We start from the raw sequence: 19,438 nt of genomic DNA, 5'->3' as shown, positions 1-19,438 counted from the left end.
AACGGAATCTGAAATATGACGATGGAGTCAGAGATGGCTGATGTGCTACTGAAAACAGTACGCAAGCAGTTGCTAAAGGGGCGAGAGAATTCTCTGGAGCACACACGCACATTTCTGAACGAAAACGTCGTGATTTCTACTCAACACCAAGCATTCAGCTTGGACAGCGGGCAGATGTGGGGCGAACCCCATCCGAGATCGACACAGCGCTGGCTCCATGGATTTGAATATATTCTGGATTGGATTAGCGCCTGGAATCTGCTGAACAATGATGAGCGAATCACATTGGTAGCACGCATTGATTCCGTTTTTGAAGATTGGACGAGTAAGTTCGGCTTCCGGCCTGGTACTGATCCAATGGCTTATCACGACGAAACTACCGCGCTTCGTCTCCAATCGCTGATGGCGTTACATCGTTCTCCTATCGGACCGCAACTTGGTGATAGCTTCGGAGCACTAATCGAAAGAACTGCGGGCCTTCTCTCCGAGGAATCTTTCCATTCAGGACTGAATAATCACGGGATGCTTCAGGACGGCGCATTGCTACTTTATGGCGCCATCCTCCAGCTCGAAGAACGGCCAATACCTTTTGAAATATTGGGCATATGGGATCGTATCCTCACTTACGCGCGAACTACTTTTGGCTCGGATGGTGTTCATAAGGAACACTCGCCTGTTTATCACCTGCTCGTTTGCGAAAAACTGTCAGACTATGCCAGGTTAGCCGCAGCGATGCGTATGCCCTCATCAGCATTCCTCAGAAATTTGCTAGTCCAAGCAGCGAGATTTGCTCTCCATGCAACGACTCCTGGCTCGGCCTTTGCTCCTCTTGGTGACACTAGTCGAGAACAAATCCCCTTGAACGCTGTCTCGATTTACAACTCTGCTGAGTTTGAATGGGCGGTGACCCACGAAAAGGGGGTTCCACCAGTAGAGAAAGTCGCCGTGTTCGAAGACAGCGGCTATGCGGCATTTAGGACTAGTTGGACGGATCGAAACGCTGCGTACCTAATAGTGGCGAATGCCTACCATGGTTCTTACCATAAGCATTCTGACGAACTTAGTATGTATCTTGAGTCTGGTGGCGTTCCGATACTTGATGATGCTGGTCCCTACGGATATGACTATGGAGATCCACTGGTACAGCACGCGTATTCGTCCTCTGGACACAATACTTTGCTGGTCGACGGGAAGGGTCTCAAAAGACACGACGGATCCATGGACAAGACTTGGTTTCAGGATCTAGGGTCAACTGATAGCCAGCTGCAGGTCTGCGCATTCACTTCGCGATTTGATGGAGTTGTTGCTTCTCGGCTTGTAGAAGCTCACGGAGAGTCTGCTGAAAAGACTCACATTCGTATTCAAGACAAAGTGACCTCTGGAGAATCTCATAGATATACATATTTGTGGCACTTCGGTCCAGACTTGGAGCCTGTACTTCGAGGTAGCGGAGTCGAACTTTATCGTGAGGGTTTGAAAATCGGTGAACTTGTCGTTTCATCGGACACTGCGGTCAAGCTAAACCTACTCCGAGGAAACCAACATCCCGACAAACTAGCCCTACATTTTCCGTCGATGGGAAAAACGCGGGAGTCAACAGCATTGGAAGTGGAGTTATTCGCTGAAAGTGCCGCGGTGACCACAGATGTTAGATTGGGCGATTTTGTTCTTGTGGATCGCGGGGTGACTCCGGAAGGGGAGTGGTTGACTTCGACAGGCAACGTGCCGCTTCGCTACATGCTTGAATGCGACTCAGATTCAGCGGCCGAGTCCCTTACTGTAATCTTTTCATCCTTGCGGCAGCGCGGAGACTTCACTCATGACTATCGTACGGCGCTCCGAGGGACAAGAACTACAAGGTTATTTATCCTAGATGACTTTGGAGAACGTGGATCATATTACTATTCCAACGGACGTGACACCGCTATTTTTCGTTCGGTGCAGGCGCTGATCTCGGAAATATCCGAATCATTAGGACTTCAAAGATCGCAAATCACTACCATAGGATCATCAAAGGGTGGCTCTGCAGCTCTGATTCATGGCTATGCTGCTCGCGTTGGGCGTGTGATCGTAGGAGCACCGCAGATACTGATAGGAAACTACACTGCTGGGCACGCCCAGGAAGTATTACGTTATCTCGCTGGAGGCACTGGCCAAGGCGATCGGGAATGGGCCAACGAGATAATTTCTAATTTGATAAAAGATGCCTCGACGCACACACGTGTGTCCGTGCTTGTTGGTAAAGAGGACCATCATCTTTTGGGTCATATTCGCCCTTTTGAAAAAATGGCCACGGTCTCGGGCAAACCTGTATCCGTTTCTGTGATGCCGGACGTCACCCATGGCAATATCGGTACGGTCTACCGAGATTTTGCACGCCATGCTGTTCTAAATCAGTCAAAAGTGACGGTCCCGTACGTGTTCAGGTATGACGACATTAACAACGAACTCGTCATAGCGTTGGGGGATCTTCTCAGTACGCGAGTTGCTGCCTGCTATTTGTACAGTGGCAACCAACTTCTTGCGAAGTCCGCGTATTCGAACGAGCCAGTGCGGAGTTGGCAAGTGGATTCCGGACAGGACTATCACGTACGAGTCTTTATTCGTGATGGTGATGTTCAAATGCCGACATTTAACACAGAGATACTCGTATCGAGTGTACGAAATAGATAGATCCTGCATGGCACACATCTTAGTTTTCAGAGTCTTAATGAGAACCATTTCTTACGCCTCAGTGGCGGCACCTGATTACATTAGTTGAGAAGTAAATTACTTTTTTGTGTTTAGCTGAAGTCTTTGGTAGCACCAGTACGCCGAAATGCATAGTATTGAGACCCGCTGTCCATTAAGTGGTGAGTTTCAGTTTCTACGTCACGAGATTTAACATCCGATGCGCGCGCCGGCGCTACCAAATATGACTCCTATACATATGAATCGAGGTGACGATTAAGTAGCCTTAGCGAAACCGGCTTGATTTAGTCCGATGTCCCATTTACCGTTGGATGATGCCACCTGATTTAGGATCATAGCGGTGATGTCTTTTGGGGGTGGAGTATGACCCGTGGTTCCAACGTTTCCCCAGGATCCCAGAAGCTCCCAGACTCTACCCGAATTCTTGGTCTTATCCATAAAGGGGCGATAATGGTCTTTTACATGGTGGGTGTCGCGCCTATTCTGAATGTAGGCGACAGTGTTATTCGGATATTCCGGATAAGTTTCCACCAAGTCGTGAACTAATTGCGTTGAATTCGGCACGAACGGGTTTTTTCCGCGCCAAGCGACTTCTACGTAAAGATCTACGGCGGGCTTCCAATACTTAGAAATCGAAGTCTGTGGGTTGATCGCGACTGCGAGCGAAGAAGGAAACCTCCGGGATAGTTCAAGCGCACTAAAACCGCCACCTGAAGCTCCAAAAAAGACCAAATTATCCGTGTTGGAGGTATCGGCTATTTTAGCCACAACCGCTCCTAAAAATTCTTGAAGACCGAGTTGATCTTCTGATCCTGCGAACCATCCAAGCTTTAACGCGCCGCCAAGCGTTAGAGAAGGATCTGAGATTGAAATTCTATTTGCAGGAACATCCGTTAGGACCCCGCTACCTATATGATAGGGAAGATTTACGGTGGTCATCACTGCACCGTGAAAGGCAATTACTGTTGTCGTATAGCCTCGATCTTCGAAGAGAAAATCGACCGGAATACCTTTAAAGCCAATTGCTATACGACCGCTCGGTATGGTGGGTGAAGCCTCAAAATCATTCAGATTCGAGAATTCCGTTACTGGATCATCACTTGTACTTAAACGTCTTTCGCGCATGAAGACATCATAAGCCACCGGTCTCCAATATCAGGATATGGGGTTTACTCTATAAAAATCTGGCAAAGAAGTTTCACTGTAATCACGGGTTCGCCGAATCGGATTCTTGAACTGTACTGGAGATCATGCCGCGAATTTACTAGCGGCAACATCAGGTATCGTGCCGGTGATTTCATCAAGATAGAGTTCCTCAAACTCCACCGGAGTCCGACAGCCCAGGGTCGGGTGCAATCAGGCATGACTCTTCTATATCTTGTCAAGCCGTTTCTTGAACCCTTCTTTCCTGAGCCGAGGCCGCCAGGATTCTGAACACTCGGCGGGCTAGATATCGTTTGACGCAACGTCGGATCTCCTTGTCGGTTTTGCCCTCAGCCCGAGGTTTCTCGACACAGTCGCGGGTCTCTGAGTCAAAGGTCATTCTGGTCATGGCAGCCATGTGCAGGGTGCTGTTGAGCCTCCTATCGCCGCCTTGGTTTAGCGGATGCCGCACAGTGTTCCCTGATGATGCGGGGATGGGGTTTACACCGGCCAGACAGGCGAAGGCAGCTTCTCTATGGACCCGTCCTTCGTGTGACCATGCCACGCGGCATTTCGCCGCCGCTACCGCCCGGAATCCCTTTTCCTTGAGCAAGGGTGCAGCCGCGCTGACCTTGACCAACTTGTCGAGCTTCTGTTCGTTGGACTTCAGTTGCCCATCCAAATCCAGAGTATGCTTGGCCAGACGGGCCGCTTCGGACCGGGCGATATTCAACGCCAGTTCTTCCTTGCGCTCACGCCACCTGAATATTTGATCGGATGAGCGCCACGAATATTCCGAATGGGAGCCACCCAATATTCACGTTCAGACCCACCGGTATCCCTCCCGGTGAGCCGGCGACTCTGAACTAACATTTCACTGTAACGACGACTCGTTCTTACTACCTAGAACTGGAGTACGCCTCGTGCATGTTGAACCCACCGGCCTCGACCTAGACCGTGTTGTGAACAATCCGATCCGTGATCGGGTCGCCCGACGCACCCAGCTGTGCATGCCAATCCGGCTGCTTATTTGAGTATTCAGCGTGCAAGAGTTTCAGATTCGTGCCGACTTTTGCCAGTTCTTTATGAATCTTGGACCAGTCCGGCTGCACGAACATGCCTCCATGATCGCCACGGCCAGGAAACAAGAGTTGGTAAGCATCTTCTTCGTTCAGGTCTTTGAGTTCTTCCCAACTACGGGATGTTGCGTCGGCGGCCTTGAGAACTTAGGCGACGCTGTTGCGGGAGATGCCTTGGCTGGACGCGATGGAGCGTCCTGACATGCCTTCGGCGTGAAGTTGGAGTATTCGCTTTGCTTTGATTTTTCGTACCATTGGAAATGGCTCCTTTCACCACGCAGACTCTTTCGTGGTCGGAGGAGCCTATACAAGGTGGCTCTGAAGGAGAATATTGGGTGGCTCTGAACGGTAATCATGCTGTTTTTCCCAGGTGGCTCTGAAGCGCAATATTGGTGGCTCCCATAGAGTCAAATAATCACACAGGGAGATCTTCTCGATCTGCACTGCAGTGAGCTTCCTGCGTGCATCGATTCCGAGGTCGTTGCTTCGCGCCAAGGCATTCAAAGCGTTGATTGAACGGGTGCGGCCCTTGGACATGGATTCGCGTGCGGTCACTGGAATCCGTATACCCGGGCGGATCCCTTCATTCAGGCGGGGACAGCGTAAATTTTCCACCGTCAACGGCAGCATGGCCATGGCCATGCGGTGGGAGTCCAAGGCGTCTGATTTTCCGACGCCGCGATTCTTCTTTGAATCCATGCGCGGTGCCTCTGCGATGGAGATCCATGAGTAGCCACGATGCCTGTGAGGATTGCCCCGTAGGTCGCTGCGCCCTCGATAACCCAGAGAGTGTCGGTATCGGCGTTGGATCGACGGGCAACCCATTTGTTGGCGCGGTTGGTGCCGGTTGCGGTGGTGGGGAACGATTGCGTATCCAGCAATGCGCCGTTGCTGGAATCAAGGATTGCGTAAACGTGGTTTCGTGCATGGGTGTCGGCACCTACGACAAATGGGTGGCAATTAGAGACGATAGACAAAGCGGTCGCCGTGCTTTTCCTTTTGTGATGGACATGATTGGTGGCCGTCATTGGCCGGTGCCAGTCGGGCAGGAATCAGGACGGAACAGAACTGTGAGGAGTCACGCCTGCGAGGGTGGACAATCTTCTAAAGAAGCTACCGAAGTGGGCCGGTCAGGTACCGGCTGCTCACGATCGTGGACGGACAAGTCTTGAAAAAGACACCCTGAAGGTCAGTTGTACCAAGAGTCACATCTAGGAGTGGGACAGCCTGTAACTATCCTGCCAGCCAGTCCCAGACTAGCTGGAACAAGGCTCACAGGTTGTGTATCAAGGCACCCACTCCATCACCACGTCATCCACGTGCGTCTGAGAGGCCAAGGCTCCGATGTGGAACGGGGAATCCCCGGTCGCGGCCTCATTCTTGAACAACCCCATCACGGTCTCGGCGGCGCGTTGTCGAATGCATCGCCGATCGAACCGATCGACGGACCAGTCTTTCATCGGCCAGTGCCCGGGTGTACCTTCGCGATGTATACTCGGCTCCGGCATCGCTGCGATTCACGGTGCCCTCAACAGCGCTTTTACGAGACCCTGAGCACTAGCGACGCTGCCATAAAGCCATCCGGAGAGCTTCCTCCGCAAACTCCGTGTCATCGACGTCGCCCAAGACAGGAATCGCCGCGAGAAGATATTGATCATGAACGATACGTACGTGAATCCGGTTCCGATAGGAACATAAGTGAAAGCGGTGATCCAAACCTTGTCAGGTGCATCAGTGCAGAAGTTGCGATTCAACAGATCCTAGGCCCGCACAGTGTCCTTGGCCCGGATCGTGGTGACGGTCAGTCGGCCCCGGACCAGGCCGTTCATTCCCGCGTCACGCGTCAGCTGGTCCACGGTGTGCTTGGAGACTTCGGGGAAGCCGTTGCGTTGCAGCCATGCCCGCATTTTCCGCCGTCCATACAGTACCTCGGGTCGAGGCCTGCCGGTCTTCGGATCGGGTTGCTGCAGGTCATGCAGGAGCGTTGAGGATCTGGGCGTCGGTATGGCCCGGGATGCCGGTTGGCGTTGTTTCCAGCCCAGATACGTGCGCGCAGAGACCTTCAAACCCTGGTCGGTCAGGGGTTGGCAGAACGGACAGGACTGCGTAGCCGCACTCGCGCTGCTGGTCGATGAACTCGGTGATTAGTGCCGGCGAGGGGCGAGCTCGCTTGGCTAAAGATAATCGCTGACTGCCGGAGGATTTCATTGCTCTCTCTTCCAGACTTTGACCTTGGCCTTGAGTGCTTTAATTTCGGCGAGTTCCTCGCTGGTGGTTCTGGTGCGGTCCCCGGCATCGATTTGCGCCTGGAGACCCAGCGACGCAGGGTCTCGGCACCGATGTTCAGCTTCGGGGCGAGGTCCTGGCATGCGCCGTAGACGGACTTGTAGCGGTCCAGGCGGTCCAGGGCTAGGTGACGGAGAGGCCCTTGACTTTAGGGGTGTACTGGCTGGGTATGTGTTCCATTCTCTCAAAAAGGAACGGCATGAAACCAGGAACGATTAAGAGAAAGATCTTGGCATGGATCAAACCACCACAGGATGAGGCAGAAGCGCTCACGGAGGATGTTTCTTGCCTCTGCGAGCGCCCTGCTATCCAAGTTCGTCTGACAAGCCCAACGCTTATTTCAGATCTTGGTTGATCTCCTCAACTGGGCGTGAGATGACCGGATTCGTTTCGTGCATGGACCTTTCGAAAATGTGCCGCTTGATCAGCTCGTGTCGGCGTTCCATCGCTTGCTCAGAAGAATGTTCGCCGTACGATTCAACTAGAATCGCTTGAATATGAGGATCTACCTCACTCAAGGCAGATCCTTGATGTGCTTTGCTGGAACACCGCCAACGAGGGTGTTCGGGGCAACATCCTTGGTGACCACGGAGCCCGCCGCAACAATGGCGCCGTCGCCGATTGTCACGCTACCAACGATGGTAACATCAGCACCGATCCACACACCATTCCCCACCTTGATAGGCGTACGAAATACCGTGCCGCCACGTTTCGTCGACGGACCCAACTTATGGCTATCAGTCACGAACTTTACGAACGGCCCAACAAGCACGTCGTTTCCGATAGTGACCTCCGCACGAACGTAGGAGCCCTTGTTGAAGTAGCAGCCGGAACCTACCTTGATAGGTCCAATCCATTCAGCGTCACGAAGAATTTTGGTGTTCGCGCCAATCTCGATGGGGTTGGTTTTCGAGTTTGCCATCAAGACCACGTTCGGTGCGATGTTTGCGCCCTTGCCGACCTTGCAACCAGCAGGAATGTGAGCTGCCGTCCGTGGTCGGTTGATCCAGTCCACGTCTTCGCGAAGGGTCCGGTTCTCGGCTTCAAGATCCTTGAACTTTTCGGAAAGATCAAGCAACCTGCCTTCTAGCCCTCCGACTGTCACTAGGTCGCTGGCAATGGCGGTGAGCGTGGTTGAACCGTATCCCATCCGGCCATGGGCATCGGTGATGTCGTAGATGCTGGTCAGTAGCGTCGCCCCAGAAGCTTCGGCTCCTTCTGCCCAAGTAGAAGCCGATGACAGGTTCTTGATCGTCTCCGCAATCTCACGCGAGCCAGGTGCAACATGCCCGTCACCCCATTCGCCAAGCTTCCAATAAACTCGGCCGGTATTCACCTGGTTAGTCAGGTACGGGATCGCGTGTGAAGAGTAGTACCGGTCATCAGAACAATTCTGGAAGTACACGACAGTGTTCTTCGCTTCGCCCAGTCGCGTCGGAATAATTTCAGCAATTTCACGAGGCGACATTCCCGGGAAAAGATGCCGGTTACTGAATTGGATATGAGTTGGCGGCGTGAACACGTTGGTTCGCGGGTTCATCACGAGACTCACTGAGTCTGGGAACAGGGAACCGTAATGCAACGATGGGAAGCCTCCCGCTGACGCACCAACGAAGATAATGCGCCTACCACTCGCTACCTTCCTGATGATCGACGGAACATCGCGATGATACTGGTACGCAGCATCGCCAAGAGTCCAGTTCGTGGACAGGTTCCCGTCAACCGCAATGGAAGGATCAGAGAACGCTAGCAACGAAATGCCCGCGCCAGCTGCTACGCCACGTCCGGAGAAGTACGGGTAGGAATTTTGTGGTTGAACCGCCGCAGTGAAGAAAACAAGAAGTGCATCGCTTGCACGTTCTTCGTATAGGAGGTCCATCATCCGGCCCTGCTCTTGGAATGAGTGAATTCCAGATACTATTTCGGCTTCCAAAAAACTTTGGAGCCCTTGGTAAATATACGGCTTCACATCTTTGTAAACGCCAACTTTGCGGATTCGTTTCATTTTTCACTCCAAAAGTAGTTCACTAAATTAGTAAACCAGCCGTAATCAGAAACTGGAAATGGGGGGCGATGTCCTATTCATGTCTTTCCAACCAAAAGCGAACCGGAGGAGGCGTAAATGGACGCTATACCTTGGGCAGCGATAGATGCGCAAGCACCCTCCGGGATGCTTATGCTCGCGGTGCGCCTTATCTTGACCGGCCGAATCGTGCGGAAGTCTACCTATGCAGTCATGGCGACGGCACGGGACGACTGGCAAGCAACCGCTGAGAAGAAGCAAGAAAACATCCATACACTGGCCGAGGCGATCCGCGATCAGGCTCGTAGTGTCTGAGACGGTCACTAAGCTCATGTCAACCGTGAAAGAAGCCAGTAAGGCTGGTAAGCAGTCATGAGGTTCTGGAATCGGCATGAACAGACCGAGCGCGACGCTGAAGAAGCGTTGGCCGCGAAGGCCCAAGCCGACATTGAGCTGGCTGCCGCGAAGACCCATCAGCGCGAGATCGCGAAACAGTCCGCGAAGCTGTTCGAAATCAACAAGGAAAATCATTTCAGTGAGAGCTCTCACCGCTCTGTCCGGGAAGACCAGCATGACGATACGACCAATTACTGGCATCCTGATCGGTTTGACCATACTACAGACGCTAGTGATCATGATCGGCTGGCACGGAGTCAGACATGGCGCGTGGGCGAGATCCCATGCCGGGCGGGTGCTCATGAGCTTACTGGGCGTCATGTGGGCGATCCTCCCGTTGGCCACGACATCAAATTTTTGGCCGATGTTCCCTGGCAGGCCATGGATCTACCTGACGCCCTTCGAGATACTTCAAGTCGCGTTGGCGGTTCTCGGCGTCACGATCATTCGAGAACAACGCAAACACAACAAGGAATAGCAAACCGCTAGTCCTTTTCTTATGCCCGAAAGGTGGCAAGCATGGCCATTTACCCGGGCGCATAACAGCGCCTCATCCCAAAGTGGAACAAGATGAAGTTTGCTCGTTGGCGACGCATGAACCGGCATGTGGCGGTGTCTGAGGCCTCTAGCCTGTACGGTATGTTTTCGCACTCTAACAGAGCTTGCAGTCACTTCTATGTGGCCAAAGACGAAACTTCAGAGCAGTACATCGACACCAAGTACCGTTCCGCGTCGGACATGAACGGCAACGACAATACCATTAGCGTGGAGACTCAGAGCGGAGTGAGGAACCCGGGCGGCGAACCGCGGACTGACGAACAAGATGAAGCGTTGGTGAAGCGGGCGCAAGACACCCATGAAATCAAGAACCAGATCGCCAAGAACACCCAGAGCAGCGACAACTCGGCTGGCCCGTCGTGGCAGCTTCTCGGTGTCGAGGGTAACTTCGCAGGACGTTAGGGCATCCTGACACGTCCTATAAGCCTGGTAGTATCAAATGCAGTTCGGCGCGTGGCAAGATCGGCCCCGGAGACGCGAGGATCTTACAGATCTCCGGCATCTGGGAAGCCGCCAACGGCGATGTGGATGTGAAGTCTGATGGCAAGCCGTCTAAGCCTGCACCGAAGCCGGTCAAGGATAAGTCAGGTTCGTGGGTTGAGAAGCTGCTCAAAGCCCCTGACAAGCACACTGTGGAATCCGACGCTGCATGGTGCGAACTCGTTTCGGCGATTCGCTACAAGGACGCACGACTTGGCCTAGCGCCTCAGTAGTGGCTTGCAGGGTTAGATGACTCCCGCACTGGGCGAGGCTACTACGTCACAAAGCGATTCAAGCTCGATGGAAACTCCAGCAACGAATCGATCAAGACTTTGCAACGGAAGCTGTACGACACCAGGGACGACGATGCTAAACGCTGAACTGTCCCGGAGATTATGCCGCGAATTTACTAGCGGCAACATCGGGTAACTTGCCGGTCATTTCATCGTAGTAGAGTTCCTCAAACTTCACCGGCCTCGGGTAGCCGCGGGCCGAGTGGCACCGGGCATCACCGATGTTCAGCTTCGGGGCGAGGTCCTGGCATGCGCCGTAGACGGACTTGTAGCGGTCCAGGCGGTCCAGGGCTAGGTGACGGAGAGGCCCTTGACTTTAGGGGTGTACTGGCTGGGTATGTGTTCCATTCTCTCAAAAAGGAACGGCATGAAACCAGGAACGATTCAGATCGTACCTCTTGTAGGAATTCCAAACCACTCGAATCAATGCTTTTTCACACTGATGAGATTCCTAAAACTGCGTTCGGAGCAACCGGGGGAGCGCGTTACGGGAGAATTGGCAGTGACCTGCATGGTCGATACGGCGCCGCGCCCATACGATGGATATACTGGTTGAGTCAGTGCCATCTTATTTTTGGGAGTAGCCCCGTGCCACGCAGTTCTTATTTGAAACTAATCGCCAAGGTCTCGCCGGTACCGGCTGCCCTTTTACTGCTAGCTGGGGCCTTGGTTTCTTTTTTGAGCACTGAAGTTTCGCTGCTGCTACTTGGACTTGGATCTTTGATGGCTTGGGTAGCCGTTATTCTTCGACAGAAGCAATCAATTCACGACACTCGCACAGTGATCAGGCAAGAACTCCGGAGCGTAAATCTGGGCTCAGCCCCTACCTCAGATAAAGCCACGAAGGACGCATCTAAGAAATTGGTAGCTGCTGCAGAAAAAATGTCACGAGAACAAAGCCCAGTAGCTCGCGAACTCCATCTCAAGACGGTTGAAGAGATTCGTTTCTTGCAGGCGCAAATTTCTGAATTCATGAAGAACAATCACCGCGGATAGTCCCTTCTCTCAATAACAGACAGCAGATATTTAAGGGGCTGAGCAGACATTCAGGGAGTGCACCGCATGAACGTTGTAACCATAGAACTTCTGAAATCGCAGGTAACTGTGGCAGAGGAGCGAGAAGTAGGAAAGTCCGACAGTGCACCCTCTACGGCGTTACCGCCGTCGGCAGTCGTAACGTCGATTCTGTCAACGAGTGGTCTGTCGAGAGGCGAAGAGCTGGGGATAGAGCTGCGGATGAAAGCGGATGAATACCGGCTCATGCGAAACTCATCTTGGAATCCACACCACCGTTTTATAGCCCTTGAACTCTACTTGCGTTCGGAATCCAGCGTGCTCATTGAAAAGGCATCAATCGAAGCCAGAGTCGACACGCTGACAATCTTGACGGACTCGAATCAATCCACTATCGATGTCGCCAAGAAATACATTGTGGACATACGCTCACTCATGCGCGCCCGGGAATTCGTGACCTCTGGGACTATCGAGCTGTATCGTCCAATCGCAGATGCGCTGTACAAAGAAATCTTAGACTACCGTTCGAAGCTTTCAAAAGATGAACGAATTCGGTTTAACGACCAACTGGCAACCGCAAATAATCTTGACGTTGAGTGGTCTCGTCTGCACTCGAAACCGAACGCACTTGCCGTTTTGTATAATTTTTCACCGTATACGGATACTGGAGCGGTTGTCGCTTCCAAAAGAATCCGAGCCAGTGGCGACTCATTTGATGTAATAGCCTGCAGCTTCGCTCACCGCAAGAAGATCGACGGCACAATTGAACGAATCGCTGCACCTTATGTCTACAGCAAGTATTTCCTCCCTATGGTTCCGTCATGGGCAACTTGGAGCGCCTTCAAGGCCTATGCCCTCCGGGCATCAAGGCTGGCACAGGATAAAATCGATTCTGGTAGTCGATATGACTATTTTTATACTCGTGCAATGTGGGCACCCTCGCACTATGCGGGAGCATTAATAAAGAAACAAAATCCCGGTCTTAAATGGGTGGCTGAATTCTCTGATCCGCTTTCACTCGATGTCGAGGGATTGCCTCGCGGAGGGGCTCCGTTAGCGGACGAATTTGTCAGTGACCTGCTGGAATCTGTTGAAGGTGATTTCGGCGTCATCCCTGAATCAGAACGTACAATTTTTTCTCTTGCCGAAATAATTGCGTATGCGCTTGCTGACGAAATTGTGTTCACGAATGACCACCAAAAGAGCACTATGTTGAGTCATATTTATAGCGACCGATTAAAACTACGCGTCGAGGCGAAGTCGACCGTGAGAAATCACCCAACTCTTCCACCCGAGTTTTATGGAGCCGAACAGGTCGACTACAAAGTCGACTCTAACCTGATCAATCTGGCATATTTTGGCGAGTTTTACGCCACTCGAGGATTGACGGAAGTTACTACAGCAATTCGGATGCTTCCGGAGAAGTACCGTTCTTTGGTCCACCTACACGTATTCACGAACTATATTCCGGTTAGCGGTTCCGGGGCGCGTCCCCGAGGCATGTCGGCGCAAGCCTACAACGATCTAGTAGACCGAGCCATTAGTGGGGTTGGTGCTCATGGCATCGAGCACCAAGTGACGCTCAACGGATCACTTCCATATCTGAAGTTTTTGGGTATTACGAAAAAGTTTGATTACTTGCTGGTTAATGACGCACGGTCGGGAGAACACCATTCGGTTAATCCGTACCTCCCATCCAAATGGAGTGATTATGCTGGCTCCGAGTCTAAATCCTGGGCTTTCGTGGAAGACGGCAGCAGTCTCTCACGCAAACCAGCGACGGTCCACACGCCGCTCGGAGACATTCCTGCAATCACTGATGGGCTAATACGCATAATCGAAGAGAAGCTAGGCAATAAATAATGACCGCATCCACGCCAAGTACAGAGGGTCTAGAAGAGGTACTGACAAAGATCGGTCGAGCTTCAACACCGCAGGTACCGCAGAACGTCCTAAATTTATCCCTCCCCAGAATCTTAGGCACCAGCCTGTCGCACGGAGCAGAAAAAAATTTCTACGGGTTGGTTAGCTACCGTCTTGCTGATTATTTGAACTCGAAGAGAATCGATTTTACTTCCGCCACTCCTGGTTTGAGCCACCAGATCCTGTCGAACACGTTTTCCGGTACAGTCCTCATCGATCGAGCTGCTTTCACAGAAGGTCCATGGTTTGGAACCCTGGCTGAAAGTTCGATAAATTTGCGCGAAGAAGTCTACGAACTATGTCGCACAGCTAGACAGAATGGCGTTCCTGTGTGGTTTCTTGATTGCCCGGTCACTGAGCAGCCATTTTCTGTGATCCGAATCCAAAGTGCATGCGATGTGGTTTTCCCATACAGCAACATAGAAGATTTTGAAGAGCAAGCCAAGCTTTCGGCGGATTTCGCTTGCATCATGAGCTTCGTAAACGCACGGTTCGAGCTGGAGGACTAATAGTGAACAATGAACTTAACAATTTAGGCCCATTGACAGGCAAGACCATCTTGTGCGCGATTGATGAGGAATCAGCCAATCTAGAAATTTATCGACAACTTGTTGCTCAGCAGATTTCCGCCTTACGTACTTTTGGGGCGGAAATAGTAGTAATCCACCCTGCCGGACGCATTGAAGCCTTCCCAACTGAGTATCTGAATCTTGATGTCGACGTCCTTACCGACGCTCCTATCGACGCGGATTCGGATAAGAACCGTGCGCGTATTCTGGCTCAGCGGGCAGTTCGCTACGGTGCACAAGGCCGATATGACATTGTGCTCGCATTTGGATGGACCCTTTGCCGCGGAATCGCAGGTGGCCGTGCTATTGCTAGTAAATTCTGGGCTTTTGTCGATGACTGTGCTGAGGCTATCGACCGGGCTACGTGGACTAATAAGACTGCCATTGATGGGCTTTACCTCGGATCGCGCAAAGTGTTCGTGTTCAGCGAAGCAAAAAGGTCAATTCTGGAGAGCAGCTCGACGGCAGCGAATGGCAGGACCTACTTGCCAGTGCTAGTTGACCGATTTGAGAATATCCCACAGATCGATAGCTCCTACATTGACGCTAGTCATGCCACAATCGTATTTCCTGGGTTAGTTCACCCCAAAACGTACATCGGTCAATTAGCCCAAGTCTCCGAATTTTCAAAAGATGCCGATTCTCCACTCAACTTTGTATTCCATGGGACTTCCGAAACTTGGAATGAACTGCAAAGTTCTCCCACCACCGCCGTTGCCGCAGCGATCCCTGGATTGATCTGTACCGATAAGATTCAGGGCTATGCATCTGAAATTACATTAGGGCTTGTTCCTTCTCAGACTACTGAAAAATGGATAGTTGAGTTCCTTGTGTTCGATTATCTGTCGAAGGGGATCGTCCCAATCTCTGTAGATAGCTTTTTGAACCATAGCCATTTGGGCACTCTCCAAGAAATTGCACCTGAAAGAGAGCTAAATGGTCTGGGAATAAATATTGACGATATTAGTAGTTATAACGCAGCTCTAGAATCTCGACTAGCAGACACAATCGGAGCTCAAAAAGAACCCTCACATGCGGGCGACACGACGAATATCGTTCTTGCTGGAGCCGATTTCAAATTCGCTGGAGACCTCGTCGAACTGCTCAACGAGTCGACGGATTTTTCGCTTCGAATTGATCTTTGGAAGAACAACTCTCAGCCAAACGCGACACAGAGCAAACCATTTATAGAGTGGGCAGATGTCGTTATCTGTGAGTTCGCGAGCTTTAACGCCATCTGGTACTCGCAAAATAAGCGCGCAGGACAGAAACTTATCGTTCGGCTCCATGGCTACGAACTACTTCAACCTTGGATCGACCAACTTGAAATGGCGAATGTTGATCAAGTTGTCTTCGTTTCCGAGTTCTATCGCCAGAAAGCCATTGAGACTAAGGGGTGGCCTGCTTGGAAGACCTCAGTTGTCTCGAACACCGTAGATTTCGGAGATCTGGCACGTCCGAAGCTCGATGGTTCTCAGTTCCACCTTGGCATGGCTGGTTATGTGCCAATTTTGAAACGCCCTGATCGTGCTCTGGATTTGTTAGAAGAGCTATTGGAGCATGACGATCGGTTCGTGCTCCACATGCGTGGACATGAACCGTGGAACTACTCGTGGGAGTGGAAAAAGCAAGCTCACCAAGCCGCGTATCGGGATTTCTACGCCCGCATTGCAGCCAATGAAAATCTTCGGGCACACATTGCCTTTGAAGGTTTTGGGCCAGACATGGCGGGTTGGTTCAGGAAGATTGGCTGGATGCTTTCTCCGAGCTACAGGGAGACATTCCACCTCGCGCCAGTTGAAGGCATGGCAAGTGGGGCGCTTCCAATAGTTTGGGATCGTGATGGTGCCACTGAGATTTACCCAAGTGATCTTGTTGTTTCAGGGGCTAAAGAAGCCGCCGCGCTAATACTTAGTACTATTTCGGATGAGCGAGCCTACGCTGCCCGTGCCTTGCAGGCTCAAGAATTTGCGACTCGCTATTCGCGATCAGTTGTTAAATCTGAATGGATCAGTCTCATCCACAAATGCCAGCAGTCTGTGGGAGAATTTGCCCAATCCGGATCTACGGCGAACCAGAGTCTCGAAGCCTTAATTGAGCAACACGAGTCAAGTATTTCTGCCGTGAGTTTGCTGAATGTGGTTTCTGAGTCGTGGAAGGTACATGACTACGCCACTTCGATTTCGTTGCTAGACGCGAATATGAAACTTACAGCGAATGACACCGGAGAACTGAAGCAATGGGAACACTGGATTCGTGGCATCTTCCAAACCGCCATGAGCTTGGAATCTCTGTTGCTGAAACGCGTTGCAGGCTGTGTCTATCAAACTTCACCTAGTAGAGCTGTCGTTGTTTCTGACCTTCAGACTTCGAAGAAGGATATTGCGCAACTCATTGAAGGTTTCGCAATTTCTCGTGTTGGGATTGAAATCCCGATTCCTGGACGAGAAACTGTTTCACAAGCTGAAGGCGGACGCGACAGCGGCAGCGTCGGTTTCGACTACGAGATAACCTTTGACGGCTCGCTCAGGAGCAATTTCTACCTTGCTCAGACGGCTTCGGAAATCGCATCGATTTTCCGGAATACCGCGGCTAGCGTTGCCATATCTACGGGTGGAATACTCGAGTCTTTGGCGACCCTACTTGCCGCACGACGAGTTGGAATTCCATTTGTTTGGCAGCCTTCATCAAGTGAGCTGGCTACAGAGTTCCTGTCTACCTTTGCTGAGATTCGCAACGACGATCCAGTTCACGAGATTTACCAAGCGGTCTTGGCAAATACTGACGCTCTTCTGGACAGCGGAAGTAGCGATTGTGTGGCAGTCGCACTTAGTACTGACTTGCCGCTTGACTCGAAACTTACCGCGAATCTCGTTGACAGTCTCACTCGGGAATCTTCTGACGCTCTAGGCGAAAAGACGACGCCGTTATCGGTTGCGTACATTGGCGATGGTGCGTCATTGGTATCTGTGTCATTGCTTGCGGAAGTGACCGTTTGTACCGCCGAGAATGTGTTCGAAGTGCTAGATTTGGCTCCAGACATGTTCGTAATTGACTATGCACACGTAGCGGATCCGAAGTCGCGATTTGCAGCTTCGGCCGAGCTGTGTGCGCCCGCGCAGCTAGCGCTGGTGCAGAAAGCCATTATTCATGCCCGGTTGATGGGTGCGAGATCAATTTTCATTTCGCGAACAGATCCTGAGACCCTACCTCATGGCAAGGAACTAGCACGTAAATGCGATGTTCTAGTTTCAAGCGATAGGAAATCTTTGATTTCCTATATGAGGCTGAACCCCAACTCAAATCAGGTTGCGGTTAATGCCTCAGGCAGTGCTGTAGACGGAGTGCTTCCAAAAATGTCGCTATCGGACGTCGGAGCACTTCACGTCTGTAACGAGCCGAATGACTTCGCGGAAGCCCTCGCAGCAGGTTTGGCTCATTCGCAACCTGTCCTGGCCGGTTGGAGGACGGATAATCGATGGTCCGACACGAACTTCATCGGTGACAACGATTCCATCTTGCGTTTCGAGCAGAGTAACGATCGGCGAGACGGAAATGAAGCACTCTGGAACAATTGCTTCGAACTCAGCCAAGGTAGGACGGCGCTAGATTTTGCTGTTTACATTTTCAGAGCTGCAGGGTTTGCAGTTTCTCACCCGCGGGGAATCATAGCCGCTCAACTATCGGATAGTTTGATTGGCCAAGCATCTCCGAACCGCCGTGCCAGCACGGAGTTAGTTGCCCTTGAGATCGACAGCCAGGTCTTAGTGGACGACCTATTAGTCCGAGACTTGCTCTCTGTATACCGTGTTTCGGATGCCGCGAGGATTAAGGTTATTCAGGCTGAGCCGACATTCCAGGAGATCGAGCTTGAGACAGAGTCGGGTGCGAGGGTTACATGCGCACGATCAACAGCACAAGTAAGAGCAAAGGATCTCGGCGCTGTTGCGCTTTCAGATTTTAGCAGTTCAGGTGTTTCGATTATCGTGGCGACCTACATGGGCGCCGCGCGACTTCCGCGTCTCTTGGAATCAATTCTTGAGCAGAAGCTTCCGTCATCTCTGATTGAGTTAATTTTCGTTCCCAATGGACCTGATGACGGAACGGCTACCGTACTTGAAGATTGGGCTGCAGAAAATGATGACATCCGCGTAGAGATCGTCACTCTAGAGACCCCCGGAGTTGCCTTAGCTCGTAATTGCGGAATCGAAAAAGCTACGAAGGAGTTCGTAACTTTTGTCGATGATGATGACTACTTGGAACCCAATTTCCTTCTGTCCCTTTATTCGAGAGCAGAACGTCATACCGTTGTCCTAGGTAAATTGTCTGATGTTGACGAGGAAACATGGGCGATCAACCGCGACACACCTACTACCCGGCGAGTTACTGAACTTGGGGGAAGGGTTCTTCCACTCGCACAAAGGGCCGGCGCGCTAGGTATGAATGGTGCAAAGTTGCTGCCAACGTGGCTGGTTAATGAATGTCGATACGACTCTTCCTTGCGAAGTGGCGAGGATGTGGCATTCATGGCTCAGTTACTGAAAAAACCTGGAATGTTTGTGACGTCTGCATCAGATGTACCTGAATCGAGCTATATGAGGGTAATGCGTTTCAACTCGATTTCCCGTCGTGAAGAAACCTTTGAATTTATGGTGACGGAGCGACTGGAAGTTATGCGACAATTGCTCAAGACACGGGCGCAAAGCGAGTACAAAGGCGGTCAGGGAGCTATTGACTATCTAGCCACGGGTCAACTTGGATTCCTTAAGCGCTTCATACAGGGGTCAAAATCACTTGCCGAACATGAGCAAGTTCTAGAGACAATCGATGCGATGGGCCTAAGCGGGGAAAAGATTTTGCACCCCTTGCTTGCAGCCATACATTCAATTCTGGCTAGCCCTGAGTCAGTGCAAGACGGTAAACGTATTTCTGTGCGTCAAAATACCTAAGGTTCAAAGCGGACCCTCGTAGTTGTTGTTGCGG

At 51.6% G+C, this 19,438-nt stretch carries 12 protein-coding genes and 4 pseudogenes; 9 read left to right on the top strand and 7 right to left on the bottom strand.

The annotated features are described in order from the left end of the window. The first annotated feature begins 33 nt into the window (after nt 1-33). Complete coding sequence (locus M2368_RS05450) at nt 34-2,673, top strand: heparinase II/III domain-containing protein (RefSeq protein ID WP_498724132.1); 2,640 nt, start codon at nt 34-36, stop codon at nt 2,671-2,673. 273 nt (nt 2,674-2,946) lie between these two features. Here M2368_RS05450 and M2368_RS05445 read toward each other — a convergent pair whose 3' ends face one another. From M2368_RS05445 to M2368_RS05415, 7 genes and pseudogenes are all read right to left on the bottom strand, one after another. Continuing rightward, nucleotides 2,947-3,816, bottom strand: a complete 870-nt coding sequence (locus M2368_RS05445; protein WP_498724131.1) for a hypothetical protein — start codon at nt 3,814-3,816, stop codon at nt 2,947-2,949. Between the two features lie 256 nt (nt 3,817-4,072). Further along, nucleotides 4,073-4,606 (bottom strand): annotated as a pseudogene (locus tag M2368_RS05440) (transposase); the annotation flags it as partial. A 253-nt stretch (nt 4,607-4,859) separates the two neighbouring features. Further along, a pseudogene (locus M2368_RS05435) lies at nt 4,860-5,168 on the bottom strand (IS21 family transposase); the annotation flags it as partial. Between the two features lie 48 nt (nt 5,169-5,216). Continuing rightward, the gene (locus M2368_RS05430) at nt 5,217-5,612 is read right to left on the bottom strand and encodes a hypothetical protein (RefSeq protein WP_498724130.1); all 396 of its coding nucleotides are present in this window, start codon (nt 5,610-5,612) and stop codon (nt 5,217-5,219) included. Nucleotides 5,613-6,673: 1,061 nt separating this feature from the next. Further along, nucleotides 6,674-6,820 (bottom strand): hypothetical protein, encoded by a 147-nt coding sequence (locus M2368_RS05425; protein ID WP_498724129.1) that lies wholly within the window; start codon nt 6,818-6,820, stop codon nt 6,674-6,676. Nucleotides 6,821-7,534: 714 nt separating this feature from the next. Next, nucleotides 7,535-7,717, bottom strand: a complete 183-nt coding sequence (locus tag M2368_RS05420; protein WP_498724128.1) for a hypothetical protein — start codon at nt 7,715-7,717, stop codon at nt 7,535-7,537. Between the two features lie 11 nt (nt 7,718-7,728). Further along, a pseudogene (locus M2368_RS05415) lies at nt 7,729-7,872 on the bottom strand (DapH/DapD/GlmU-related protein); the annotation flags it as partial. A 1,449-nt stretch (nt 7,873-9,321) separates the two neighbouring features. Here M2368_RS05415 and M2368_RS05410 point away from each other — a divergent pair. From M2368_RS05410 to M2368_RS05375, 8 genes and pseudogenes are all read left to right on the top strand, one after another. After that, nucleotides 9,322-9,537 carry a hypothetical protein gene (locus tag M2368_RS05410; RefSeq protein ID WP_498724127.1) on the top strand — a complete coding sequence of 72 codons (216 nt, stop codon included), beginning with the start codon at nt 9,322-9,324 and terminating at the stop codon, nt 9,535-9,537. A 57-nt stretch (nt 9,538-9,594) separates the two neighbouring features. After that, a pseudogene (locus M2368_RS05405) lies at nt 9,595-9,753 on the top strand (hypothetical protein); the annotation flags it as partial. A 40-nt stretch (nt 9,754-9,793) separates the two neighbouring features. Then, nucleotides 9,794-10,096: a putative phage holin gene (locus M2368_RS05400; protein WP_498724191.1), complete on the top strand. Its 303-nt coding sequence runs from the start codon at nt 9,794-9,796 to the stop codon at nt 10,094-10,096. Between the two features lie 200 nt (nt 10,097-10,296). Beyond that, nucleotides 10,297-10,578 (top strand): peptidoglycan recognition protein family protein, encoded by a 282-nt coding sequence (locus M2368_RS05395; protein ID WP_498724126.1) that lies wholly within the window; start codon nt 10,297-10,299, stop codon nt 10,576-10,578. A 959-nt stretch (nt 10,579-11,537) separates the two neighbouring features. After that, nucleotides 11,538-11,945: a hypothetical protein gene (locus M2368_RS05390; protein WP_498724125.1), complete on the top strand. Its 408-nt coding sequence runs from the start codon at nt 11,538-11,540 to the stop codon at nt 11,943-11,945. 66 nt (nt 11,946-12,011) lie between these two features. Further along, nucleotides 12,012-13,826 carry a hypothetical protein gene (locus tag M2368_RS05385; RefSeq protein WP_498724124.1) on the top strand — a complete coding sequence of 605 codons (1,815 nt, stop codon included), beginning with the start codon at nt 12,012-12,014 and terminating at the stop codon, nt 13,824-13,826. After that, the gene (locus tag M2368_RS05380) at nt 13,826-14,395 is read left to right on the top strand and encodes a hypothetical protein (RefSeq protein ID WP_498724123.1); all 570 of its coding nucleotides are present in this window, start codon (nt 13,826-13,828) and stop codon (nt 14,393-14,395) included. Before M2368_RS05385 ends, M2368_RS05380 begins: the two co-directional genes overlap by 1 nt. Before the next feature lie 2 nt (nt 14,396-14,397). Further along, nucleotides 14,398-19,404 carry a glycosyltransferase gene (locus tag M2368_RS05375; RefSeq protein ID WP_498724122.1) on the top strand — a complete coding sequence of 1,669 codons (5,007 nt, stop codon included), beginning with the start codon at nt 14,398-14,400 and terminating at the stop codon, nt 19,402-19,404. Nucleotides 19,405-19,438: the final 34 nt, after the last annotated feature.

Origin of the sequence: Arthrobacter sp. JUb119 (genome assembly GCF_024807995.1) — a bacterium.
GTDB lineage: Bacteria > Actinomycetota > Actinomycetes > Actinomycetales > Micrococcaceae > Glutamicibacter.
Note: the sequence above shows the minus strand (reverse complement) of the source record. Positions and strands in the feature narration are given on the sequence as shown.

Bases quoted from the DNA above. Each gene is read 5' to 3' on its own strand.
- M2368_RS05450 (WP_498724132.1), top strand. From the start codon at position 34: ATGGCTGATGTGCTACTGAAAACAGTACGCAAGCAGTTGCTAAAGGGG.
- M2368_RS05445 (WP_498724131.1), bottom strand. From the start codon at position 3,816: ATGCGCGAAAGACGTTTAAGTACAAGTGATGATCCAGTAACGGAATTC.
- M2368_RS05430 (WP_498724130.1), bottom strand. From the start codon at position 5,612: ATGGATTCAAAGAAGAATCGCGGCGTCGGAAAATCAGACGCCTTGGAC.
- M2368_RS05425 (WP_498724129.1), bottom strand. From the start codon at position 6,820: ATGCGGGCATGGCTGCAACGCAACGGCTTCCCCGAAGTCTCCAAGCAC.
- M2368_RS05410 (WP_498724127.1), top strand. From the start codon at position 9,322: ATGGACGCTATACCTTGGGCAGCGATAGATGCGCAAGCACCCTCCGGG.
- M2368_RS05400 (WP_498724191.1), top strand. From the start codon at position 9,794: ATGACGATACGACCAATTACTGGCATCCTGATCGGTTTGACCATACTA.
- M2368_RS05385 (WP_498724124.1), top strand. From the start codon at position 12,012: ATGAACGTTGTAACCATAGAACTTCTGAAATCGCAGGTAACTGTGGCA.
- M2368_RS05380 (WP_498724123.1), top strand. From the start codon at position 13,826: ATGACCGCATCCACGCCAAGTACAGAGGGTCTAGAAGAGGTACTGACA.